Raw genomic sequence first — 24196 nt, 5'->3', positions numbered from 1 at the left:
GTGCGGCAAAGACGTGGATGCCCGGGTACGACGGCGGAGAAAGTCTAGCCGCTCAAGCCTTCAATCAAGAACTCCGACGCCTTGTACAGCGAGCGGAATGGCAGCCCGGCCGCGCCAAAAGTGTCGTCGGCGCCTTCCTCGCGGTCGACCATGGTCAGCACCAGCACCACCTCGGCGCCGGTCTCGCGCACCGCTTCCACTGCCTTCATCGCCGAGCCGCCGGTGGTGGTGACATCCTCGACTATCACGACGCGCTTGCCTTCCAGCGTCTCGCCCCTGGGCAGCCCCTCGATCGCGAGCTTGGCGCCGTGCTCCTTCGGCTTCTTGCGCACGAAGAACGCCGCGATCGGATGGCCCTTGATCCAGGAAATCTGCGCCAGCGCGCCAGCCAGCGGCACCGCGCCCATCTCGAGCCCGCCGATGAAATCGAGATTGTCGTCCTTCAGCGCCTCATAGGTCAGCTCGGCCAGCAGGGTCGCGCCCTCCGGGTCCAACATGGTCGGCTTGAGGTTGAAGTAGAAGTCGCTCTTGCGGCCCGACGCGAGCGTCACCTCGCCGCGGCCGAAGGAGCGCCGGCGGATGATCTCGAACAGGCGGGCGCGGGAGGCTGATTTAGACACGGCGGGCCCTCGGGAGCATTTTTGGAAGTGGCGGAATTTATCCGCGACGGCCCCGACATTCCAGAGGGGGCTTCCCCCGTCAACAGGGATCGGCCATCCCGGCCCGCCGGTTGTGGGGGTGCAACCTTCTGGAGTAGGTGGATGCCGGATATCTTGGGCAAGAAAACCGGCAAGAAGGCTGGGCAAGGACACGCGAAAATGACCATCGAGCTGCACACCTGGAATACGCCGAATGGCCGCAAGATCTCGGTCGCGCTGGAGGAGATGGGGCTGCCCTACAGGGTGATCCCGGTGAATATCAGCAAGGGCGAACAGATGGCGCCGGAGTTCCTGAAGCTCTCGCCCAACAACAAGATCCCCGCGATCCTCGATCCTGATGGCCCGGACGGCAAGCCCGTCAGCATCTTCGAGTCGGGCGCGATCCTGCTTTATCTCGGCGAGAAGACCGGCAAATTCCTGCCGAAATCGCTTTCAGGCCGCATCCCCGTCTATGAATGGCTGATGTGGCAGATGGGCGGTTTCGGGCCGATGCCGGGCCAGGTGCACCATTTCATCGCGCTCGAGAACGAGCAGGACCGCGCCTACGGCCTCAAGCGCTACATGGCGGAGACGCGACGGCTCTACGGCGTCCTCGACCGCCGGTTGGAGGCCCGCGATTTCGTCGCCGGCGAGCTCTCGGTTGCCGATTTTGCCATCCTGGGCTGGGCCTGGCGTCACCCTCGCCACAAGGTTGACCTGGCCGACTTCCCCCACGTGAAGCGCTGGTACGAGGCCCTGATGGCACGCCCGGCGGTGAAGCGGGGCATGGAGGCGAAGCTGGATTGAACTGACGGTGTCATCGCCCGCGAAGGCGGGCGATCCAGTATTCCAGAGGCGGTGGTGATTTACCGAGAGGCCGCGGCGTACTGGATGCCCCGCCTTCGCGGGGCATGACAGCGTTGCGCCTCACACCTTCCGCGCTTCCACCGCCATCCGCACCGCAAGCCCGGCCAGCACCGTGCCCATCAGCCAGCGCTGGACCAGCATCCAGCTTGGCCGGCTTGCGAGAAACAGCGCGATCGATCCGGCCGCGAGCGCGATCATCGCATTCACGCTGACACTGATCGCGATCTGGATCGCGCCGAGCACCACCGACTGCGCCAGCACGCTGCCGGCGGTGGGATCGATGAACTGCGGCAGCAGCGCGAGATAAAGCATCGCGATCTTCGGGTTGAGCAGATTGGTGACGAACCCCATTGCGAACAATTTGCGCGGGCTGTCGATCGCAAGCTGCTTCACCTGGAACGGCGAGCGACCGCCCGGCTTCACCGCCTGCCAGGCCAGCCACAACAGATAACCGGCGCCGGCAAAGCGCAGCGCGTCGTAGGCGAAGGGAACGGCGAGCAGCAGCGCCGTGATGCCGAACGCCGCGCACAGCATGTAGAACACGAAGCCGAGCGCCACGCCGCCGAGCGAAACGATGCCCGCTGCCGGCCCTTGCGTGATCGAACGCGAGATCAGGTAGATCATGTTCGGCCCCGGCGTGAGCACGAGGCCGAGGCAGACGAGGGCGAAGCCGAGCAGGGCGGAGGTGTGGGGCATGGCTGAACCGGTGCGGGAGACGGCACGGTTCTAATATGGGTGGCGCGGTCGGGCCATCGCGCAATTGCACGGAGGACAATTCAACCCGACCGGCCGGTGGTGAACGCGAACCAGACCGCTATCGCGACCAGTGCCAGGGCGAACAAGCGCCGCACCACGTTGCGGTTGTTCGCGACGTCGATGGTCGATTGCAGCGAGCCCGCCAGCGCGACGATCGCCGCATGGATCAGCGTGGCGATTGTCACGTAGATGACGCTGAGCATCAGCGTCTGCCGGACCACGGAGCCGGCATCGGCGCGCACGAACTCCGGCAACACCGCCACGTAGAACATCGCGGCTTTCGGGTTGAGCAGGTTGGTGATCAGGCCGCGCCGGAACGCCGGCCACGGCCGCGCGTCGGCACCGACCGTCCTGCCCGGCGAAGCGTCCTCCTTGCCCGACCACGCGTCCCAGGCAAGCCACAGCAGATAGGCGACGCCACCCCATCGCAGCAGGCCATAAAGCCACGGCGAATGGTCGATCGCCGCGGCGAGGCCGAAGGCCGCGATCACGCCATAAGTCATCAGCCCGAGCGCGATGCCGGCCACCGCGGCAAAGCCCGTGCGCATGCCGCGCGAGAGCGACAGCGCGGCGAGATAGGTCATGTTGGGACCGGGCGTGATCTCGATGACGAGCGCCGTCAGCGCGAAGGCGAGCAGCGGGCTGAGATCACTCACGCAGTTCGCCTCTGGACTCGATCACGGTGACGGATCAGTGCGCCTCGTCCCAATTGTTCGCCGCGCGTGCATCGACGTGCAGCGGCACCGAGAGCAGCACGGCCGGGAACGGCGCGTCCTGCATCACGTGCTGCACGACGGGGAGCGTGGCCTCGACCTCCGCGTCGGGCACCTCGAAGATCAATTCGTCATGCACCTGGAGCAGCATCTGCGCCGACAGCTTCTTCTCGGCCAGCGCAGCCTCCATCCGCGTCATGGCACGGCGGATGATGTCGGCGGCGGTGCCCTGGAGCCGGGCGTTGATCGCGGCGCGCTCGTTGAAGGCTCGCACCGAGGCGTTCGAAGCCTTGATGTCGGGATAGTACATCTTTCGTCCGAACAGCGTGGTGACGTAGCCATGGCTCCGGCAGAAGTCGCGCGTCTCGTCCATGTAGGCGCGGATGCCGGGGAAGCGCTCGAAATATTTCTTGATGTAGGCGGAGGCCTCTTCGCGTGCGATGCCGAGCTGGTTGGCGAGGCCGAACGCCGAAATGCCGTAGATGATGCCGAAATTGATCGCCTTGGCGCGGCGCCGGATTTCGCTCGGCATGCCCTGGATCGGCACGCCGAACATTTCCGATGCCGTCATGGCGTGAATGTCGAGACCGTCGCGGAACGCCTGCTGCAGCACGGGAATGTCGGCGATCTCGGCGAGCAGCCGCAGCTCGATCTGCGAATAGTCGGCGGAGACCAGCTTGTGCCCTGGCGTTGCGATGAAGGCGCGGCGGATTTTTCTGCCGTCCTCAGTACGTACCGGAATGTTCTGCAAGTTCGGCTCGTTCGACGACAGCCGGCCCGTCGTGGTCGCAGCCAGCGCGTAGGTCGTGTGGACGCGGTGGGTCTGGGGATTGACGTAGGTCGGCAGCGCGTCGGTGTAGGTCGATTTCAGCTTCGAGACCTGGCGCCACTCCAGAATCTTCTTCGGGAGGTCGTGGCCCTGCTCGGCGAGCTCGTCGAGCACCTGCGCGGTGGTGGACCATGCGCCGGTCTTGGTCTTGGTGCCGCCGGACAGTCCCATCTTGCCGAACAGGATGTCGCCGATCTGCTTCGGGCTGCCGACATTGACGGGCTCGCCCGCGATCTGCTGGATCTCGGCCTCGACGCGCGCCGCGGTCTGGGCGAAGTCGCCGGAGAGACGCGACAGCACCTGGCGGTCGATCGAGATGCCGCGCCGCTCCATGCGTGCGAGCACTGCGACCAGCGGGCGTTCCAGCGTCTCGTAGACCGTGGTCATGTGCTCGGCGACGAGGCGCGGCTTCAGCACGCGCCAGACGCGCAAGGTGACGTCGGCGCCTTCCGCCGACAGCACCGCGGCCTTGTCGATCGGCACCTGGTCGAACGTGATCTTGCCCTTGCCGCTGCCGAGCAGCTCGTTCTCCTTCAGCATGGCGTGCCCGAACCAGCGCTCGGACAGCTGCTCCAGCGCGTGCGAGCCGCGGCCGGCATCCAGCACGTAGGAGATCAGCTGCGCATCGTCGGCGTTGCGCAGCGTGATGCCGTGCTGCGCCAGCATCACCGCGGTGAATTTGACGTCGAAGCCGATCTTGAGAATGCCTGGCGATTCCAGCACCGGCCGCAGCGCCTCGATGGCGTCGGCGTGTTTGACTTGATCGGGCGCAAGGCCCGCGTCGAACAGGCCGGCACCGCCACCGGACTGCTTGTGCGCCAGCGGCACGTAGCAGGCCTCGTTCGGCGCCAGCGCCAGCGCGATGCCGCAGAGATCGGCCTGCATCGGGTCGATCGAGTTTGCCCGGATCTCGACCGCGACATGGCCGGCATCATGGATGCGCGCGATGAAGGCGTTCAGTTCCGCGAGGCTCTTGATCGCCGGGTACTTGCTGCGGTCAACCGGGAGCTTGCGCAAAGCCTCTTCGCGCGCGGCGGCGAGAGAAATCGGCGCGCCCTTCGGACTCGCGGCCTTGTCCTCCTTGCTCGCCGATGCGTTGCGCTGGCCCACTGGCGCTTGCGGCGGCGCGCCGGTTCCCGGAGTCGGCACCACGTCCGAAGGCGGCAGCGGCGAGAACACGCTGGCGCCGCTGGAATAGCCTGGATCGGCATCGACGTTGGCCGGATCGATCTGCGAGAACTCGGCGACGCGGCGCGTCAGCGTGGAAAATTCCATCGCCTTCAGGAATGCGATCAGCTTGCGCGCATCGGGCTCGTGGACGGCGAGATCGTCCAGCGGGACTTCGAGGTCGACCTTGTCGTCGAGCAATACGAGCTGCCGCGAGATGCGCGCCTTCTCGGCGTTCGCGATCAGCGCCTCGCGCCGCTTCGGCTGTTTGATTTCGGTGGCGCGGAACAGCAGCTGCTCGAGATCGCCATATTCGACGATCAGCTGCGCCGCGGTCTTGATGCCGATGCCTGGCACGCCAGGAACGTTGTCGGTGGAATCGCCGGCCAGGGCCTGGACTTCCACCACCTTCTCCGGCGGCACGCCGAACTTCTCGATCACCTCGGGGATGCCGATGCGACGGTCCTTCATGGTGTCGTACATGGTGACGCAATCGGTGACGAGCTGCATCAGGTCCTTGTCGGAGGACACGATCGTCGCGCTCGCACCGCGCTCGCAGGCCTGCCGCACATAGGTCGCAATCAGATCGTCGGCCTCGAAGCCGACCTGTTCAAGGCAAGGCAGGTCGAAGGCGCGTACCGCTTCGCGGATCAGCGAAAATTGCGGGATCAGATCGTCCGGCGCCGGCGCCCGGTGCGCCTTGTACTCAGGATAGATCTTGTTGCGGAAGGTGATTTCCGACTTGTCGAAGATGATCGCCAGATGCGTCGGCCGGTTGTCCTCGGGCATCTCGCGCAACAGCTTCCACAGCATGTTGCAGAAGCCGAGCACGGCATTGACCTGCAAGCCGTCGGACTTGCGGTTCATCGGCGGCAGCGCGTGATAGGCGCGGAAGATGTAGCCGGAACCGTCGACCAGGAAAACATGGTCGCCCTTGCCGGCGGCCTTGGCGGCGACGGGCTTGGCAGCAGCTGTCGCTGCAGTGGGCTTGGTTTCGGCGGCCTTGGGCGCGGCAGCCTTGGTGTCAGCTTGGGCGGTGGTCTTTGGGGAGCTCTTGGGCATGGCCGCAATGTATGAATTTTTGCGGGATTTGACAGCCTCGGGAGGTGGATTTTTGGCTTGCGGATGCCGCTATCCCCACTGTCATTTCCCGCATCCCCCGCTGTCATTCCCCGCGAAGGCGGGGAATCGAGTACGCTGCGGCTTATCCGTATACGACTGCTGCCTCTGGAATACTGGATCCCCGCCTTCGCGGGGATGACAACAGAGCATCACTCCGCCGCCTGCAATCGCGCCTCTGTCTTCTTCGGCGCGATGCAGAACGCATCGGGCCGCTCGAACAGGAAATTGCCGCCAAGCCGCAGAGCGATCTGCCAGATTGCGAGCGAGCCGATCACGCCGGCGATGGTCACGATCAGCGACACCGCACCGATGTCGGGAATGATGCCCGTGCGCAAGAGCAGCATCCGTGTCGCCGCCATCGGCAGGAAGAAGGCGAGATAGATCACGATCGAATGCTCGCCGCAGAAGCGGAAGACATTCAGCCATTGCGCGCGCGCGAGCAGCGTGCCCATCGTGATGATGGCGCAGGCCCCGGCGAAGCCGAGCACGAGCGATACGATTTTCCATTCGCTGGCCCCGAGCGCAACTAGGCCGGCATTGACCAGCGCCCATGTCGCGAGCGCTGCCAGCGCCCATGCGGGATAATTGCGCGCGCGGTCCGACAGCGCGAACACGAAGGGCGCGAACAGATAGCCCGAATAGAAATAGACGAAACGCGCGCAGAACTCGTCGATCGCGGTCCAGCCGGTTGCGACACGTGCCGTCTCCAGTGCGGCCGCGATGAGCCAGATCGCGGGCGACGGGACTCGCCGTGTCAGTTTTGTGACGACGAAGAAGATCGGCAGGAGGTAGATGAACCATAGCGTGCCGAACGGCTCGACGAAGGATTCCAGATACAGCAAGCCGGCGTCGCGCCAGCTCGTTTCCGCCGCGAATGCGGGGGCCTTGAAGCCGAACTGGATTGTCACCCAGACGACATAGAAATAGGCGAAATGCACCACCTTGCGGTCGAGATAGGTTCGCCGGTCCCGGTCGATCACCAGTGGCAGGAACAGGCCCGAAATCAGGAAGAAATCCGGCATCCGGAACGGCTTTGCGAAGGCGACCAAAACATGCATGAAACCGGTCTCACCGGCAGCAAGCTCGACCCCGAGCACCGAATGCATCATCACGACCATGACGATGCAGATGCCTTTGGCGTAATCGACCCAATCGACACGCGCAGCAGCCGGGGCCTTGAGTCCCCCGCTCGCGGCGATTGTGCCTGATGGTGCCATGGTGTCTCTTTTTGAGGCGTGTTCCGCCAGGATCTGCGTGAACGCGGGGCAGTTTGCCGCCTTGCGGCTTACGATTTCTTTACCGGTACAAGTGCTGTGCCGTTTTTTGTACGCGGGCTGTTCCCTCACCCCGGGAAAATGCTAAACCGCCTTGGAATAGGGGTTTTGTTAACCAAGCCAAACAGGGTTTTTCATGCGCATTGCTATGATCGGCACGGGCTATGTGGGACTGGTGTCCGGGGCCTGCTTTGCGGATTTCGGTCACGACGTCATCTGCGTCGACAAGGACGAGAAGAAGATCGCGGCCCTTCATCGCGGCGAGATCCCGATCTACGAGCCCGGGCTTGACGAACTGGTCGCGACGAATGTGAAGGCCAAGCGGCTGGAGTTCACCACCGATTTGTCCAAGCCGGTCGCGGATGCCGATGCTGTCTTCATCGCGGTCGGCACGCCGTCGCGCCGCGGTGACGGCCACGCCGATCTGTCCTACGTTTATGCCGCCGCGAAAGAGATCGCGCAGTCGCTGTCCGGCTTCACCGTCGTCGTGACCAAATCGACCGTCCCGGTCGGCACCGGCGACGAGGTCGAGCGCATCATCCGCGAGACCAATCCCAAGGCCGACGTGGTCGTCGCCTCGAATCCCGAATTCCTGCGCGAGGGCGCGGCGATCCGCGACTTCAAATTCCCCGACCGCATCGTCGTCGGCACCTCCGACGAGCGCGGCCGCAAGGTGATGAGCGACATCTACCGTCCGCTGTCGCTGAATCAGGCGCCGCTGATGTTCACGGAACGCCGCACCGCCGAGATGATCAAATACGCCGCCAACGCGTTCCTCGCGACCAAGATCACCTTCATCAACGAGATCGCCGACCTCTCCGAAAAGGCCGGCGCCAACGTGCAGGAGGTCGCGCGCGGCATTGGCCTGGACAACCGCATTGGCACCAAATTCCTGCATGCCGGTCCGGGCTTCGGCGGCTCGTGCTTTCCGAAGGACACCAAGGCGCTGATCAAGATCGCGCAGGACTACGACGTGAGCCTTCGCATCGTCGAGTCCGTGCTGGCGGTCAACGAGAACCGTAAGCGCGCGATGGCGCGAAAAGTGAGCCAGGCGCTCGGCGGCTCGCTGCGCGGCAAGACCATCGCCGTGCTCGGCCTCACCTTCAAGCCCGACACCGACGACATGCGCGATGCGCCGTCGATCCCGCTGGTGACCGGCCTGATCGACATGGGCGCGAAGGTGAAGGCCTTCGATCCCGTCGGCATGGAGCAGGCGAAGAGCGAGCTGCCCAGCATCACCTATTGCGAGGACGCCTATTCCTGCGCGGAAGGCGCCGATGCGATCGTGATCGTCACCGAATGGGTGCAGTTCCGGGCGCTCGACCTCGACCGGCTGAAGGCGACCATGGCCCAGCCCGTCATCGTCGATCTGCGCAACATCTACCGCCCCGAGGAGATGGCTGCGGCCGGTTTCGTCTATGAGAGCATTGGACGACCGCCGGTGCAGGGCTGATAGCCACATATGATTGTCATACCCCGCGAAGGCGGGGTATCCAGTAATCCGCGATCTTCGTAATAGCCGGGATCCGAGTTTACTGGATCACCCGCACCAGTGCGCAAGTGCGCACAAGGCGGGTGATGACGGAAGCGAGATATTTGCCCCGCAGTTTCGACACGCCCCTCCCGATCGATGCCGTGCTCGACGACCTCTCGCGCACGCTGGAGGCGCATAATGCCGCCGTGCTGGTGGCGCCCCCGGGCGCCGGCAAGACAACGCGCGTGCCCCTGGCGCTGCTCGATGCCCCCTGGGCCAAAGGCAAGAAGATCATCGTGCTGGAGCCGCGGCGCATCGCGGCGCGCGCCAGCGCCGACCGCATGGCCAAATCGCTCGGCGAGCGCGCTGGGGAGACTGTCGGCTATCGCGTCCGCTTCGGCTCGAAGATCTCGCGCGCGACCCGCATCGAGGTGGTGACGGAGGGGATCTTTACCCGCCAGATCCTCGACGATCCCGAGCTGTCGGGCATCGCCGCCGTCCTGTTCGACGAATTCCACGAGCGTTCGCTCGATGCCGACATGGGCCTCGCGCTGGCGCGCGATGCGCAAACCGGCCTGCGCGAGGATTTTCGCATCCTCGTGATGTCGGCAACGCTCGATGGCGCCCGCGTCGCAAAATTGCTCGGCGAAGCGCCCGTCGTGGAAAGCGAGGGCCGCGCCTTTCCGGTCGAGACGCGCTATCTCGGCCGCAAGGCGGATGTGCCGGTGGAGCGGCAGATGGCGGATGCGATCGCCTCGGCGCTGCGCGCCGATGCCGGCTCGGTGCTGGCGTTCCTGCCGGGCGCCGCTGAAATCCGCCGCACCCAGAATTTCCTCGCCGAGCGCGTGCAGGACGCTTCGATCGAGATCGTGCCGCTGTTCGGTGCGCTCGACGCCGCCGTGCAGGATCGTGCCATCTCGCCGGCGCCCAAGGGCACGCGCAAGGTGGTGCTGGCGACCTCGATCGCGGAGACCTCGCTCACCATCGAGGGCGTGCGCATCGTGGTCGATTCCGGTCTCGCCCGCGTGCCGCGCTACGAGCCCGACATCGGCCTGACCCGGCTCGAGACCGTGCGCGTCTCGCGCGCGGCGGCTGACCAGCGCCGCGGCCGCGCCGGCCGGACCGAGCCCGGTGTCTGCTACCGGCTCTGGGACGAACCTCAGACGGCCTCGCTCGCGCCCTACACCCAGCCCGAGATACTCAGCGCCGATCTGTCCTCGCTGGTACTCGATCTCGCGCAATGGGGCGTGTCCGATCCCGCCGCGTTATCTTTTCTCGACCCGCCGCCGCAGCCGGCCTGGAAGGAAGCAAAAAGCCTGCTCTGCGAGCTCAACGCGCTCGATGCCGATGGCCGCATCACCGCGGAGGGCAAGAGCCTGCGGGCGCTGGCGCTGCCGCCGCGGCTCGCCCGCATGATCGTGGATTCGCATCGTGCCGGCGAGGGCGAGGCCGCCGCCGAGATCGCCGCCATCATCACCGAACGCGGGCTCGGCGGCGACAGCGTCGATCTCGAGCACCGGCGCGACCAGTTCCGCCGCGACCGTTCCCCGCGTGCTGCAAGCGCGCGCGACCTCGCGCGGCGCTGGGCCTCGCAGGTGGCGGCGTCGGAGAAGGCGGCGACCGGCGAAGACGGCCTCTCGACCGGCCTGATGCTCGCCTACGCCTTCCCGGATCGCGTTGCGCGCAACCGCGGCAATGGCAGCTTCGTGCTCGCCAACGGCCGGGGTGCTGCCGTGGATCAAACCTCCTCGCTCGCCCGTGCACCCTATATCGCGATCGGCGAGATGACCGGCACGGCGGCGAGCGGGCGCATTCTGCTCGCCGCGCAAATCTCGCAGGACGAGATCGAACGGCATTTCGCCGAGCACATCGAATCCGCCGAGGAGATATCGTTCGATCGCGGTGCGATGGCGTTGCGGGCGCGGCGCAAGCGCGCGCTGCACGCGATCACGCTCTCCGAGGCGACGCTTGCCGTCTCGCCCTCGGAGGACACTGCGCGCATCTTCGCGGACGGGCTGATCGCCGCCGGCCTCGACCGGCTGCCCTGGTCGAAGGCAGCCAAACAATGGCGCGATCGCGTGATGTTTTTGCGCAAGGCCGAGGGCGACAGCTGGCCTGATCTCTCGGACGACGGATTGATCGCGCGGCGCGACGATTGGCTGGTGCCGGCGCTCTACGACAAGATCGCGCTGAAGGATATGTCCGCCGGCGAACTCTCCGACGCGCTGATGACATTGTTGCCGTGGGAGATGCGCGCGCGGCTCGACCGCGAGGCGCCGACGCATTTCGAGGCGCCGACCGGCAGCGTGCTCGCGATCGACTATGAAGCCGAGCAGGGGCCGACCATCGCGGTGCGGCTGCAGGAATTGTTCGGCCTCAACACCCATCCCTCGATCGCCGCCGGCAAGGTGCCGCTGGTGCTGGAGCTGCTGTCGCCGGCGCAGCGCCCGGTGCAGGTGACGCGCGATCTCCCTGGTTTTTGGCGCGGCAGCTACAGCGCCGTGCGCTCCGATTTGCGCGGCCGCTACCCGCGCCATCCCTGGCCGGAAGATCCGGCGAATGCGCTGCCGACCCGGCGGGTCAAGCCGCGCGGCACGTGAGGCGCAAGAAGACCCTCATGATGAGGAGCGCGGAACGCGCGTCTCAAACCATGTAGGCCCGCCTTTCACCCGCGGCCATCCTTCGAGACGCCCGCTTCGCGGGCTCCTCAGGATGAGGATATGCCGTATCTGCGACACCGGCGCATTAACCGTCCGCTCATCCTTTTCGTCAAAATAGCACAGCTCTGGCCGCAGCGTCGCTCGCGGACAGGCCTGCCGCGTGGTGAAATCGAGCCTTCCGGCTCGGAACTGGTGTGATGCGTAACATAATGATCTTCGCGGCGATCATGATCGGCCTCGGCACCTTCATGGCGCAGATGGCGGACAGGATGAGCTCCGCCTCGGCGACGTCGGTGCCGCGCACGGTAGCAGTCGCGTCCATCGCGCCGGCCGGCGGCCGCAGCCTCAACATTCCCCGCGACGGCCGCGGCCACTTCCAGACCGAAGGCCGGATCGAAGGCCAGCGCATCGGCTTCATGGTGGACACCGGCGCCTCCGTGGTTGCGCTGAACGAGACCTCTGCCGCCCGTTTCGGCCTGCGTCCCTCGCGCGGCGATTACAACGCCACCGTCTCCACCGCCAACGGCACCATCAAGGCCGCGCGCACCCGCATCGCCATACTCGATGTCGGCGGCCTAATCGTGCGCGACGTCGATGCCATGGTGCTGCCCGACGAGGCGCTGTCCGAGAACCTGCTCGGCCTCTCCTTCCTCTCCCGCCTCAAACGTTTTGAGTACGCCAACGGTCAGATGGTGCTGGAGCAGTAAGGGTCTCCCAAAGGCTCCAGCGACCGCATATTTCAAGAAAATCTCTATTCCGACCGCTCTCGCGGTTAGATTTTCCCGTTACCAAACTGCCGCAATTATCATCCATAAGCTGCCATTCCCGCCTTCCGCTGCAGCCCGGCATTCGCTAAGGCTGCATCAAATCTGGCTCTTTTTCACGAGACCGTCTCCATGTTCCCCAAGCCGAAATCCGTGTTGCTGCCCAACACCTATGCCTTCGAATCCGAGCCGATGGTGAAGGCCACGGGCTTTCGCGAATACGACGCGCGCTGGCTGTTCCAGAAGGAAATCAACCTGATGGGAATCCAGGCGCTCGGCATGGGGCTGGGCGCGCTGATCGCGGAGCTCGGCGTCAGCCAGGAGATCGTCACGGGTCATGATTTCCGCGGCTATTCGGCCTCGATCAAATATGCGCTGATCTCCGGCCTGATGGCGGCAGGCTGCAAGGTGCACGACATCGGGCTCGCGGTGACGCCGATGGCCTATTTCGCGCAGTTCGACCTCGACGTGCCCTGCTGCGCCATGGTCACGGCCTCGCACAACGACAATGGCTGGACCGGCGTGAAGATGGGCGCCAACCGCCCGCTGACCTTCGGCCCCGACGAGATGACGCGGCTGAAGGAAATCGTGCTCGGTGCCGAGTTCAAGAACAAGGCTGGCGGCTCCTATCAATTCCATGAGAATTATCCGGCGCGCTACATCGCCGATCTCACCAGCCGTCCGAAGCTCAAGCGCAAGCTCAAGGTCGTCGCGGCCTGCGGCAATGGCACCGCCGGCGCGTTCGCGCCGCAGGTGCTGGAGGCGATCGGCTGTGAGGTGATCCCGCTCGACACCGAGCTCGACCACACCTTCCCGAAATACAATCCGAACCCCGAAGACATGGAGATGCTGCATGCGATCCGCGACGCGGTGCTGCAGCACAAGGCCGATGTGGGCCTCGGCTTCGACGGCGACGGCGATCGCTGCGGCGTGGTCGACAACACCGGCGAGGAGATCTTTGCCGACAAGGTCGGCGTGATGCTGGCGCGCGACATGTCCGCGATCCACAAGGACGCGCAGTTCATCGTCGACGTGAAGTCGACCGGCCTGTTCATCACCGATCCGGTGTTGCAGAAGCAGGGTGCAAAAACCACCTATTGGAAGACCGGCCATTCCTACATGAAGCGCCGCACCCATGAGACGGGTGCGCTCGCCGGCTTCGAGAAGTCCGGCCACTTCTTCTTCAACAAGCCCTATGGACGCGGCTATGACGACGGTCTCGTCTCGGCGCTCGCGATCTGCGACATGCTCGATCGTGCCCCCGGCAAGTCGATGGCCGATCTCAAGAACGCGCTGCCGAAGACCTGGTCGTCGCCGACGATGTCGCCGCATTGCGGCGACGAGGTGAAGTACGGCGTCATCGACAAGGTGGTGAAGCACTTCGAGGGCTTGCAGACGAAGGGCGCCAAGATCGGCGGCCAGTCGATCCGCGATCTCGTCACCGTCAACGGCGTTCGCGTCACGGTCGAGGACGGCAGCTGGGGCCTGGTGCGTGCCTCCTCCAACAAGCCCGAACTCGTCGTCGTGGTCGAGAGCCCGGTCTCCGAACAGCGCATGCACGACATGTTCGAGATGGTGAACAGCGTGCTGCGCACCCATCCCGAAGTCGGCGAGTACAATCAGAAGATTTGAGGTGCGAGGCTAGCCTCACTTGCTGTCATGCCCCGACTTGACCGGGGCATCCAGTACGCCGCGGCTTATCCGTACCCCATCGTCGTCTCTGGAATACTGGATCGCCCGGTCAAGCCGTGCGATGACAGCTTCTCCATGGTGAGCCTTAACCCGCCACCACAGCCGGGATCGGCAGCGCGGTGACCGACTTGATCTTCTCCATCGCGAAGCGCGAGGTGACGTTCTTCAGCGGCACGGCGCTGATCAGTTTCTTGTAGAACACGTCATAGGCCTGCATGTCCGCGACGACCACGCGCAGCATGTAGTCGACGTCGCCGGCCATGCGATAGAACTCCATCACCTCGGGCATGGCGCTGACCGCGTCGGCGAACTTCTTGAGCCAGGCGTCGGAATGGTCGGAGCTCTCGACCGACACGAACACGGAGATGCCGAGCCCGATCTTGTTCTGGTCGACCAGCGCCACCCGCTTGGTGATCACGCCGTCGGCCTCCAGGCGCTGGATGCGCTTCCAGCAGGGGGTCGAGGACAGGCCGACGCGGTCGCCGATCTCGGCGACGGAGAGGGAGGCATCGTCCTGCAGCACCATCAGAATCTTGCGGTCAATGGCGTCGAGGCGGCGGCTGGTCTCGGGGAGCGGAACAGCGAGATCGGTCATTTGAAGAACTTTGTTTCATTTCAATGGTCGATTTCCCTGATATAGAGAAAATCTTTCTATATCAAGTCTATAATTTCGGTGCCGGTCCGAGCGTCGTCGCCCGCGGCATGTTCAAAAACTCTTCGACTTCAACACGTTGCGGAGCGGCCAGGCCGCCGCCGTGGCGGGTGCATTTCAGCGCCGCGGCAGCCGCGGCGAATTGCAGCGCCTCCCGCACGCCGCCGCCTTCGGCGAGGCGAAGCGTGAAAGCGCCATGGAAGACGTCGCCGGCGCCGAGCGTATCGACCGCCTGAACCGGGACCGCCGGCGTCTGCTCTAGTTCGCCGCTCTCGTTCAGCCAGATCGTGCCGCGCGGGCCGCGGGTGGCGGCGAGGAAGGCGGGCGTGAGCGCGGCCAGGCGCTTCAACGCATCGCCGTCATCGGAGATGCCGGCGGTCTCCTGCACCTGTTCGCTGGCGAACAGCAGATGCGAGGCGGTCGTGAGCAGGCCGTCCAGCAACGACATCGCGCGGTCGACGCCGACGACGACGGCAATGCCGCGCCGGCGTGCCTCAGTGCAGAGCGAAGTCGCGAACGCGGCGCAGCGGCTTTCGACGAGAACCGCCCGGCAATAGGCGAGCAGCGCGTCCGCGTCCGGCAGCTGCACGGTCGACAACGCAGGATCGCGGTAGATGGTGAGGGTGCGTTCGCCCGAGGGCTCTATCATGATCGCCGACACCGGCGTCGCGAGTCCCGGCATGCGGACGATGTGTGTGGTCTCGATACCTTCAGCTTCCATCCGGTCGAGGATGAAGCGGCTCGAGGTCTCCCCGGCATCGCCCATGGGGCCGGCGAAGGAGACGCGGCCACCAAGCCGCGCGATAGCGATCGCGGCATTGAGCGCATTGCCGCCGCAGATCTCCGCAAGGTGCGTGGCGTTGGCCTTGCTGCCGCGCGCGGGCACTGCCTCGACACGAAAGGTCAGGTCGCGCACGGGAATGCCGATGCAGAGGATGCGCGGCGCGATCACAGAGTGCGCCATCGGCGGTCTCAGCTCTTGTCGTGCACCCAGCGGCCGAGCAAGTGATGGGCGATGGCGAACGGGTGCGGACCGGCGAGCCCGTCGGGATGGGTCCGCGTCAGCATCAGGGCGGCCTCCTCGCGCGTGAACCAGCGCGCATCCTCCAGCTCGGAATGATCGACGACGATGTCCTCGCTCACGGCCCGCGCGCTGCAGCCGATCATGAGCGACGACGGATAGGGCCAGGGCTGGGTCATGTAATACTGCACGTCGGTGCAGCGGATTCCGGATTCTTCGAGGATCTCGCGGCGTACCGCGTCCTCGATGGTTTCGGCGGCCTCGACGAAGCCGGCGAGGCACGAATACATGCCGGGCGGAAACTGCTTCTGGCGGCCGAGCAGGCACCTTTCGCCGGAGGCGACGTGCATGATCACGACGGGATCGGTGCGCGGGAAATGCTCGGCCTTGCAGCTCGGGCACTCCCGCTTCCAGCCGCCTTCCTTCATCGCGCTGCGCGTGCCGCAATTGGCGCAATAACCATGGCGCTGATGCCAGCTCACCATCGACTTCGCCATCGCGATCGCCGACAGCTCCTGCGGCGGCACCGCGCCCTGCATCGCCATGCCGCGCAGCTCGCTCAGCGCGTAGTCCTCGCGCCCGATCAGCTTCTCGGACGCGGCCTGCGAGAGGCCCATGCCGAACATCGCGGCGCCGTCGCGTAAGCCTAAGAAGATCGTGCCGGGATTGGCGCCGCATTTCAGCGCCTCGTCGATTCCGAGCAGTGCGCGCACCTTGTCGCCTTCGCGCTTCACCAGCAGCGAGTCGCGGTAGACCACATAGGCGCGCGAGGTCGGCTTCTGCTCCATCGCGAACAGCTTTTCGTCGTCGCGGCGCAGATGCGCGGCGCGGTCGAGAATGTTGGTGACGAAGGCCGGCTGCCCCAGCGGAAACGAGTCGAATGCTGACATCTATTGTTCTTTCAACCCAACCAGATCTTGCGGCGAAGCGCGCTGATGAAACTCTGCACCTCGGTGGCGTCGTGCGCCAAGGGCTGCATCACGCCCCAGACCGGCCGCGGCCAGGCGGCGTCACTGGTGCGGCGCGCGATGATGTGGACGTGAAGCTGGGGCACGAGGTTGCCCAGTGCCGCGATGTTGAGCTTGTCGCATTGGGTGATCTCCTTCAGCGCGCGCGAGACGCGGGAGATCTCGGTCATCAATTGCGCCTGCTGCACCTCGTCGAGGTCGATGATCTCGACCGTATCCGCGCGCCGCGGCACCAGCAGCAGCCAGGGATAATGCGCGTCCTTGATGACCAATACCTTGGACAGCGGCAAATCGCCGATGTCGATGGTGTCCTCTTTCAGGCGGGAGTGCAGCGACCAGGCGGGTTCGGGCATGAAGATTTCCGGATGGCCCGACAGGAATCGGGCATGGCGGGGCGGAACCCCTGAATATTTGCTCCGACCATACGACAGCGATTCCGATAGGGGAAGGATGGCGCTCCGCAGGGGCCGCATACGCGATCGTCGTCCTGGACAAGCGCAGCGCAGATCCAGGACCCATTACCACAGGATTGGGCTTGGCGAAGATTCGGGGTTTACCGACTTCGTGCCACAAACTTCTCCTTGGGGTAATGGGTCCTGGCTTTCGCCAGGACGACGGTGGGGGCGTGCTTTTACGCCTCCGCCAGCACCCGCGCATTGGCGCGGACCGAGGCTTCGCTGACGCGGATGCCGAGGCCCGGGCCGTCGGGCACCACGACGTGGCCGCCGCGATTGGCGACGCGCTCTTCCAGCACGTCCTCGGTCAGTACATGGTGCGGCATGTAGAATTCGCAACCGAGCGAGATTCCCGGCGTCGCCGCGATCAGCTGCGTGCCCGCGGCGAGCCCGATGCCGCCCTCCCACAGTGTGCCGCCATAGCCGGGCAGGCCGGCGATGTCGGCGATCGCCATGATCGCCTGCGCCTCGAACAGGCCGCCGGCCTTCATCAGCTTGATCGAGACGGCATCAGCCGCCTCGCGGCGCACCACCTCCATCATGTCGCGGCGGTCGAAACAGCTTTCGTCGGCGAGCACGGGCGTCTCCAGCGCCGCGGTCAGCTGCTCCATCACGTCGAGATATTTGCGCGGCACCGGCTGCTCGATGAAGGTCGGCGCAAACTGCTCGACGTCGCGCAGGATCTTGATCGCGCCGAATGGCGCTAAGGCCTGGTTGTAATCGACGCGAAGATCGACCTTGTCGCCGAATTCTTTCCGGATCGCCGCGAGATGATCGAGATCCTCGCGATGCGACTTCACGCCGGTCTTGACCTTGTAGATGAAATTGCCGTCCGGAACCATCTTCCGCATGCGTTCGAGATCGGCGGCGAAATCCGGATCGGCGATGGAGAACGACAGCGGGATCGTATCCCGCACGCGGCCGCCGAGCAGGTCGGCGACCGAAAGTCCCGAGGACTTGCCGACGATGTCGAGCAGCGCCATTTCGATCGCGACCTTGGCTTCGGCATGTCCGACCAAGGCACGATCGAGCTCGGCCATCAGCGCGCGGATGCGACGCACCGACTTGCCCATCACGATCGGCCGCAAATAGATGTCGAGCGCGGCGAAGGCCGCTTCCGGCGTTCCCGTGAACACTTCCCACGGTGCCGCCTCGCCCCAGCCGATCACGCCGTCGCTCGACGTCAGTTCGAGCAGCACGCGTTTCACCGTGCCCTTGACGTTGCCGACGCCCTGGAGGCGCGCCATCTTGATCGGGCTCTCGATCAGGAACAGCCTGAGACGTGCGACGGTCGCTTCGGTCATGTCAGGCCTCCATTGACGTGCCAGACCTGGCCGGTGACGTAGGATGCTTTTGGGGAGGCCAGAAAGGCGATGATCTCGGCCACTTCCTCCGGCCGCCCGCGGCGATTCATCGGGATCAGTGCTTCGGTCGCCGCGATCTGCTCGGGTGACAGCCGGCTTTCGCTGGGCTTGTCCTTGATGATCAGGCCCGGCGCGACGGCGTTGACGGTGATGCCCTCCCCGGCGAGCTCGACTGCGGTGAGGCGCACCAGCGCTTCGAGCGCGGAGCGGCTCGCGGCCGTCGCTGCAAAGGGTGCGAACTCCGGCCGGATCGCGTGCGCCACGAACGACGACACTGCCACGATCCGCGCATCTCGTCCCGCACGCAGCAGCGGGAGCGCGGCGTCCACCAACCGCGTGAACGCCAGCGCCGATTCATCCATCGCCTTGCGGAACTGATCCGCCGGCGTACCGATGGCGCTGCCGCGGCGGGCATGGCCGCCGACCAGGATCAATCCGTCGAGCCGGCCGAAGGCGCTTTGCGTAGCGGCGAGGGCGTCGGTGACCGCGGCCTCCTCGGCGAGATCGCCGAGGCATTTTGCGACGATCGCACCTTGCGCTTCGGCTTCCGCGGCCGTGACGTCGAGACCCTCTGCGTTCGAGCGCGTTTGGAGCAGCAGCGCCGTGCCGGGCGTTGCGAGCAGTCTTGCGGTGGCGCGGCCGATGCCGCTGGCGGCGCCGGTGACGAGATAGACGCGGTTGATATCGGACATCACGATGCCGTTGTGGCCGGCGGCAATGCGCCGGTGCGGTGGAAATGGCTAAGGAAGGCGCGGGTCGCAGCTTCTCTTGGATTGTCGATCACCTGCCGCGCCGGGCCTTCCTCGACCACGACGCCGTCGCGCATGAAGATGAGGCGGTCGGCGACCTCGCGGGCGAACGCGATCTCGTGCGTCACGATCACCATGGTCATGCCCTCGGACGCCAGCTGCTGGATGACGGCGAGGACCTCGCCGACAAGCTCGGGATCGAGCGCGGAGGTCGCCTCGTCGAACAGCATCACATCAGGCTCCATCGCCAGCGCGCGCGCGATCGCGACACGCTGCTTCTGTCCGCCTGACAGCGTCGCCGGATATTGGTCGGCCTTCTCGGCAAGACCCACCTTGACGAGTTGCGCGCGTGCGAGTTTCTCGGCGTCCGCCTTTGCCATGCGCCGCACCGTGACCGGTCCCTCCATCACGTTCTGGAGCGTCGTCATGTGCGGGAACAGGTTGAAATGCTGGAACACCATGCCGGTGGTGGCGCGGAATTTTGCCAGCGTCTTCACATCGGGGAGCTTCGTGCCCTCGCCGAACGAAAAGCGCGTGTCGCCAACGCGGACGCTGCCGCCGTCGGGCGTCACCAGAAGATTGATGCAGCGGAGCAGCGTCGATTTGCCCGAGCCTGACGGCCCGATCAGTCCGACGACGCCGCCCTTGGTGACGTCGAGGCTGATGCTCTTCAGGACCTCGTTGCTGCCAAAGCTTTTGCGCAAGGCCCGGATCTCGATTTTTTGCGTGTCGCTCATTCGCCGACCGCCAGTCGCTTCTCGCCGCGCCGGACCATGATGGTCAGCGGAATCAGGATTGCCGCATAAGCGACCGCGACGGCGGTGTAGGTTTCCAGCGGACGATAGCTGTCATGTGCGGCGACCTGACTTTGATAGACGAGGTCCGGCACCGCCAGCACCGAGACCAGCGAGGTGTTCTTGAACTGGATGATCGACTGGTTCATCAGCGCCGGGATCATGCGCTTGATCGCCTGCGGCAGCACGATGCGCCGCATGCTCTGGCCCGGCGTCATGCCGAGCGCGGCGCCGGCTTCGGACTGGCCGCGATCGATCGAGATGATGCCGCCGCGGATGATCTCCGAATAGAACGAGCCGCCGTAGAGCGACAGCGCCAGCGCCGAGGCCGTGATCGGCGTCATCTCGACGCCGGCCAGGATCGGCAGCGCGTAATAGAACCAGATCAGCTGCACCAGGATCGGCGTGCAGCGGAACGCCTCGATGAAGGTGAGCGCGAGAAGGCGCACCGCGCGAAAGCGCGACAGGGTCCCGAACGCGCCGAACAGGCCGAAGACGAGGCCGAGCACAACGATGACCAACGTGAAGCCAACGGTGACGCCGAGCCCGTTGAGAAAGAGCCAGCGATAGCTCCAGAGGATGCCGAAATCCCACTGATACATATTATCTTGGACCTCAGTCGCGCGCGAATTGAAGACAGTCGAGCCGCATGCTCGGTGCACCTCTCCCGCTTGCGGGAGAGGTCGGCGCGAAGCGACGGGTGAGGGCTCTATCCTCTTGGGGAGTCTCCCTAGAGGAGACACCCTCTCCCCAACCCTCTCCCGCAAGCGGGAGAGGGGGAGCACAGGCGCTCGGGGATCCAGCCCGATCCAAATTCAGCATACCTTACAACGACACGCCCGGCGGGATGTCCGCCTCGGTCACGCCCACCAGCTCCATATTGGTGATGATCGCGTTGCGGATGAAGCCGAGGCCCTTGTTGAAGTCGATCCAGGTGTTGACGTAGTCGCGCCAGGTCTTGTCGGTCTCGCGGCGGAAGCCGGCGTTCGACGTGGTGGCGAAGATCGGCGTCGGCAGCACGAACTGGCCGAGCGAGGGGTTCTTCTTCAGCACCGTCAGCGACAGCATCGTGATCAGGCATTGCGCGTCGACGCGGCCTGTCTGAAGCGCGGCGGTGGCGTCGTCGGCGGTCTTCAGCCGCGAGATCTGCGCCTTCGGCGTCAGGCGGCTGACGACCTGGTCGTGCGAGGAGCCCTGGTCGACCGCGATCTTGACGTCGGGCGAGTTCAGCTCGGCCCAGCTCTTCGGCTTGAAGTCCTTCTTGCAGAGGATGCCGAAGGCGTTGTTGAAGACCGGCACCGAGAAGTCGACCACCAGCGCGCGCTTCGGGGTCGGGTTGAGGCCGAAGAAAACGTCGATCTTGTTGGACTGCAGGTCGAGCACCGAATTGCCCCAAGTGGTCTCGGTGATCTCGAGCTCAGCCTCCATGTCCTCGGCAAGCGCCTTGGCGATGTCGACGTAAAATCCCTTCCACTGGCCGGTCGAAAGATCCTTCATGTAATACGGCGCGCCGCCGCCGACCGCGCCGATCCGCATCTTCTTGGTGCGGCGGATGCGGGCGAAGGTCGATTCGTTGGTATCGGCCGTCTGGGCGAGGGCCGGAGTGGCCAGCGCGCCCGCGGTCGCCGCAGCCATCGCGCCAAGTCCGACAATCGATGCAACATCACGACGTGTAACCATTGGGATCAATCGCTTTTCTGTTGGGAGGAGTTCCGGCAGCGTTCTTACCAAGGCGCCTCCGGCAGTGAAAGCACAGCCTATCGGCTAGGCAGACCGGGAATTGCCCGGATGCTGGGCAAGCCACCATGAAGCCCAGCCTGTTCAAGCCGATACCCGCTTGCTTTCCGGTCCTTTTGGCCCCAAATAGGGACCGGGAGATTGGCGGTGGACGAGCCACTCGCCAACCGGGTCAGGTCCGGAAGGAAGCAGCCCTAACGAGGTCCGGATCGGGTCGCTCGTCAGTCTCCTACCTGTTTTTCCGAGCGAATTGCGCCGGCGGCTCGGGCCGCCAGCGCGCTCCTTTCCGCAAAGCCGGCCGAAAGACACTTCATTGCGGATCGACCGATGACCGACGCTGGCGCCCCTCCCAACCCTCACAGCGCCGGCCAGGCCAGCACGCCCTACCGGGTGCTGGCGCGGAAATACCGTCCTTCAAGCTTCGACGATCTGATCGGCCAGGAGGCCGTGGTCCGCACCGTCTCCAACGCGTTCGAGACCGGCCGCATTCCGCAGGCCTGGATTCTCACCGGCGTCCGCGGGGTCGGCAAGACCACCACCGCGCGCATCCTTGCCCGTGCGCTCAACTACGAGATGCCGGATGGCTCGGTGAAGGGCCCGACGGTCCAGATGCCGACGCTCGGCGTGCATTGTCAGGCGATCATGGAAAGCCGGCACATGGACGTGCTGGAGATGGACGCGGCCTCGCATACCGGCGTCGACGACGTTCGTCAGATCAATGACAGCGTCCGCTACGCGCCGGCCAGCGCCCGCTACAAGGTCTACATCATCGACGAAGTCCACATGCTGTCGACAGCGGCGTTCAACGCCTTCCTGAAGACGCTGGAGGAACCGCCGGAGCACGCCAAATTCGTGTTCGCCACGACGGAGATCCGCAAGGTTCCGGTGACCGTGCTGTCGCGCTGCCAGCGCTTTGACCTGCGCCGCGTCGAGGCCGACGTGCTGATGAAGCATCTCGCCAACATCGCGGCCAAGGAAAATGTCGAGATCGAGCCCGAAGCGCTCGGCATCATTGCGCGCGCTGCCGAAGGCTCGGTGCGCGATTCGCTCTCGCTGCTCGATCAGGCGATCGCGCATGCGGCAGGCGCCGTGAAGGCCGATGCCGTCAGGCAGATGCTGGGGCTCGCCGACCGCACCCGTGTCATCGATCTTTTCGATTCTCTGGCGCGTGGCGACATCGCATCCGCGTTCAGGGAGTTCCGCGACCAATACGACGTCGGCGCCGATCCGATCGTCGTGCTCTCGGATCTCGCCGAATTCGTCAATTTCGTCACCAGGGTGAAGATCGTGCCGGCGACCGCCGACAACGTCGCCTATGGCGAGACCGAGCGTGTGCGCGCACGGGATTTCGCCTCGAAGATCTCGATGCGCGTGCTGTCGCGGATGTGGCAGATGCTGCTCAAGGGCATCACCGAGGTGCAGGCCGCGACGCGGCCCGCGGCTGCCGCCGAGATGGTGCTGGTGCGCATCGCCTATGTCGCCGACCTGCCGACGCCGGACGAAGCGATCAAGATGCTGGAGCAGAACGGCGGCGGTTCGCCAGTCGTGAGCGGCGGCGGTGCCACGCGCAGCGCGCCGGCGGGGCCGGTGGCGTCCGCGGCTCCAGTTCGCATTCCGACATCGTCGCCGTCCTCCTTCGGCGGCGGTGGTGCCCGTCCGCAGATGGCAACGCCCGCGCCGGATCCGCAAGCTGCCGCGCCCGTGTTGCGCGTCACGAGCTTCACCCAGCTCGTTGCGCTGGCCGGGCAGAAGCGCGACCTCCTGACCAAGGGCGCGCTCGAAGGCGACATGCGCCTCGTCCGTTTCGAGGAAGGCCGGCTGGAAGTCGCGCTCGAGCCCAACGCCTCCAAGACCATGATTTCCGATCTCGCGCGCAAATTCGAGCTCTGGACCGGGCGGCGCTGGACCGTGATCGTCTCCAACGAGCAGGGCCAGCCGACGCTGCGCTCGGTGAACCAGGCGGCCAAGCAGGAACATGCGCGCACCGCCGAGGCCGATCCGCGCGTGCGCGAGGTGCTGTCGCGTTTTCCGGGTGCGAAGGTCGTCGAGGTACGCAGGCTTGCCCCCGAGGCGCCGGAATCCGATATTAACGCCGACTATGGCAGTGACGATCCGCCCGACGGTTCCGACGGCGACGATCTCTAGAGCCGATTTTCAAGGACAGCACCGATGGTCGATATTTTCGGCATGATGAAGCAGGCGCAGCAGCTGCAATCCAAGATGCAGGAGATGCAGGATCAGCTCGCCAACGTCGAGGTCGAGGGCATCTCCGGCGGCGGTCTCGTCGCCGTGCGCATGACCGCGAAGATGGACGTCAAGGGCGTCAAGATCGATCCTTCGCTGATGAAGGCGGAAGAGCGCGAAGTGCTCGAGGATCTGCTCGTCACCGCGTTCGGCGAGGCCCGCCGCAAGGCGGAAGCCGCTATGCAGGAGAAGATGCAGTCGCTCACCGGCGGGCTCGGCCTGCCGCCGGGGCTGTCGGGGCTGTTCGGCCAGTAGG

General features: G+C 65.2%; 21 protein-coding genes and 1 other RNA gene. 8 read left to right on the top strand and 14 right to left on the bottom strand.

Translation table 11 applies throughout. The features are described from left to right. Positions 1-44: 44 nt before the first annotated feature. On the bottom strand, positions 45-620 hold the full coding sequence (gene pyrE / locus ABIB91_RS15565; RefSeq protein ID WP_354162460.1) for an orotate phosphoribosyltransferase: 576 nt from the start codon (positions 618-620) through the stop codon (positions 45-47). A 198-nt stretch (positions 621-818) separates the two neighbouring features. Between pyrE and ABIB91_RS15560 the strand changes: the two genes are divergently transcribed. Further along, positions 819-1445, top strand: coding sequence for a glutathione S-transferase family protein (locus ABIB91_RS15560; protein WP_354162776.1), 627 nt, complete (start codon positions 819-821; stop codon positions 1443-1445). A 120-nt stretch (positions 1446-1565) separates the two neighbouring features. On the opposite strand, the gene ABIB91_RS15555 is transcribed toward ABIB91_RS15560, so the two are convergent. The 4 genes from ABIB91_RS15555 to ABIB91_RS15540 all read right to left on the bottom strand — a co-directional run bounded on the left by ABIB91_RS15555 (position 1566) and on the right by ABIB91_RS15540 (position 7309). Continuing rightward, entirely contained in the window at positions 1566-2201 is a 636-nt protein-coding gene (locus ABIB91_RS15555) for a LysE family translocator (protein ID WP_007597728.1), read from the bottom strand. Positions 2202-2281: 80 nt separating this feature from the next. Next, complete coding sequence (locus ABIB91_RS15550; RefSeq protein WP_007597727.1) at positions 2282-2917, bottom strand: LysE family translocator; 636 nt, start codon at positions 2915-2917, stop codon at positions 2282-2284. Between the two features lie 34 nt (positions 2918-2951). Beyond that, positions 2952-6032 carry a DNA polymerase I gene (gene polA, locus ABIB91_RS15545; protein ID WP_354162464.1) on the bottom strand — a complete coding sequence of 1027 codons (3081 nt, stop codon included), beginning with the start codon at positions 6030-6032 and terminating at the stop codon, positions 2952-2954. A gap of 209 nt (positions 6033-6241) precedes the next feature. Further along, positions 6242-7309 carry an acyltransferase family protein gene (locus tag ABIB91_RS15540; RefSeq protein ID WP_354162467.1) on the bottom strand — a complete coding sequence of 356 codons (1068 nt, stop codon included), beginning with the start codon at positions 7307-7309 and terminating at the stop codon, positions 6242-6244. A gap of 193 nt (positions 7310-7502) precedes the next feature. Between ABIB91_RS15540 and ABIB91_RS15535 the strand changes: the two genes are divergently transcribed. From ABIB91_RS15535 to ABIB91_RS15520, 4 genes are all read left to right on the top strand, one after another. Beyond that, positions 7503-8819, top strand: a complete 1317-nt coding sequence (locus tag ABIB91_RS15535; protein WP_354162470.1) for a UDP-glucose dehydrogenase family protein — start codon at positions 7503-7505, stop codon at positions 8817-8819. A gap of 143 nt (positions 8820-8962) precedes the next feature. Then, positions 8963-11440 (top strand): ATP-dependent helicase HrpB, encoded by a 2478-nt coding sequence (gene hrpB / locus ABIB91_RS15530; protein WP_354162779.1) that lies wholly within the window; start codon positions 8963-8965, stop codon positions 11438-11440. Between the two features lie 257 nt (positions 11441-11697). Beyond that, entirely contained in the window at positions 11698-12207 is a 510-nt protein-coding gene (locus ABIB91_RS15525; protein WP_354162473.1) for a TIGR02281 family clan AA aspartic protease, read from the top strand. Between the two features lie 189 nt (positions 12208-12396). Next, positions 12397-13896 carry a phosphomannomutase/phosphoglucomutase gene (locus ABIB91_RS15520; RefSeq protein ID WP_354162476.1) on the top strand — a complete coding sequence of 500 codons (1500 nt, stop codon included), beginning with the start codon at positions 12397-12399 and terminating at the stop codon, positions 13894-13896. 145 nt (positions 13897-14041) lie between these two features. Here ABIB91_RS15520 and ABIB91_RS15515 read toward each other — a convergent pair whose 3' ends face one another. From ABIB91_RS15515 to ABIB91_RS15475, 9 genes are all read right to left on the bottom strand, one after another. After that, positions 14042-14551 carry an Lrp/AsnC family transcriptional regulator gene (locus ABIB91_RS15515; protein ID WP_007597714.1) on the bottom strand — a complete coding sequence of 170 codons (510 nt, stop codon included), beginning with the start codon at positions 14549-14551 and terminating at the stop codon, positions 14042-14044. Between the two features lie 67 nt (positions 14552-14618). After that, positions 14619-15572, bottom strand: a complete 954-nt coding sequence (locus ABIB91_RS15510; RefSeq protein ID WP_354162479.1) for a sugar kinase — start codon at positions 15570-15572, stop codon at positions 14619-14621. A gap of 8 nt (positions 15573-15580) precedes the next feature. Then, positions 15581-16519 carry an NAD(+) diphosphatase gene (gene nudC, locus ABIB91_RS15505; RefSeq protein WP_354126966.1) on the bottom strand — a complete coding sequence of 313 codons (939 nt, stop codon included), beginning with the start codon at positions 16517-16519 and terminating at the stop codon, positions 15581-15583. An 11-nt stretch (positions 16520-16530) separates the two neighbouring features. Further along, positions 16531-16950, bottom strand: coding sequence for an HIT domain-containing protein (locus ABIB91_RS15500; RefSeq protein ID WP_007597711.1), 420 nt, complete (start codon positions 16948-16950; stop codon positions 16531-16533). Between the two features lie 278 nt (positions 16951-17228). Beyond that, complete coding sequence (locus tag ABIB91_RS15495; RefSeq protein ID WP_354162483.1) at positions 17229-18356, bottom strand: muconate cycloisomerase family protein; 1128 nt, start codon at positions 18354-18356, stop codon at positions 17229-17231. Next, on the bottom strand, positions 18353-19108 hold the full coding sequence (locus tag ABIB91_RS15490) for an SDR family NAD(P)-dependent oxidoreductase (protein ID WP_354162486.1): 756 nt from the start codon (positions 19106-19108) through the stop codon (positions 18353-18355). Before ABIB91_RS15490 ends, ABIB91_RS15495 begins: the two co-directional genes overlap by 4 nt. Further along, positions 19108-19902 (bottom strand): amino acid ABC transporter ATP-binding protein, encoded by a 795-nt coding sequence (locus ABIB91_RS15485; RefSeq protein WP_354162489.1) that lies wholly within the window; start codon positions 19900-19902, stop codon positions 19108-19110. The genes ABIB91_RS15490 and ABIB91_RS15485 overlap by 1 nt, the downstream gene beginning before the upstream one ends. Further along, entirely contained in the window at positions 19899-20561 is a 663-nt protein-coding gene (locus ABIB91_RS15480; RefSeq protein WP_354126963.1) for an amino acid ABC transporter permease, read from the bottom strand. Before ABIB91_RS15480 ends, ABIB91_RS15485 begins: the two co-directional genes overlap by 4 nt. Before the next feature lie 223 nt (positions 20562-20784). Continuing rightward, positions 20785-21639 (bottom strand): transporter substrate-binding domain-containing protein, encoded by an 855-nt coding sequence (locus tag ABIB91_RS15475; protein WP_354162492.1) that lies wholly within the window; start codon positions 21637-21639, stop codon positions 20785-20787. A gap of 193 nt (positions 21640-21832) precedes the next feature. On the opposite strand from ABIB91_RS15475, the gene ffs reads away from it, so the two are divergent. The 3 genes from ffs (at position 21833) to ABIB91_RS15460 (ending at position 24195) form a co-directional block, all read left to right on the top strand. Next, positions 21833-21929: signal recognition particle sRNA small type (ffs, locus tag ABIB91_RS15470), an RNA gene on the top strand. Positions 21930-22023: 94 nt separating this feature from the next. Beyond that, positions 22024-23841 carry a DNA polymerase III subunit gamma/tau gene (locus ABIB91_RS15465; protein WP_354162495.1) on the top strand — a complete coding sequence of 606 codons (1818 nt, stop codon included), beginning with the start codon at positions 22024-22026 and terminating at the stop codon, positions 23839-23841. A gap of 24 nt (positions 23842-23865) precedes the next feature. Beyond that, the gene (locus tag ABIB91_RS15460) at positions 23866-24195 is read left to right on the top strand and encodes a YbaB/EbfC family nucleoid-associated protein (RefSeq protein WP_007597704.1); all 330 of its coding nucleotides are present in this window, start codon (positions 23866-23868) and stop codon (positions 24193-24195) included. Position 24196: the final 1 nt, after the last annotated feature.

The organism is Bradyrhizobium sp. JR4.3, from assembly GCF_040547695.1.
GTDB classification, from domain to species: Bacteria; Pseudomonadota; Alphaproteobacteria; order Rhizobiales; family Xanthobacteraceae; genus Bradyrhizobium; species Bradyrhizobium canariense.
Note: the sequence above shows the minus strand (reverse complement) of the source record. Positions and strands in the feature narration are given on the sequence as shown.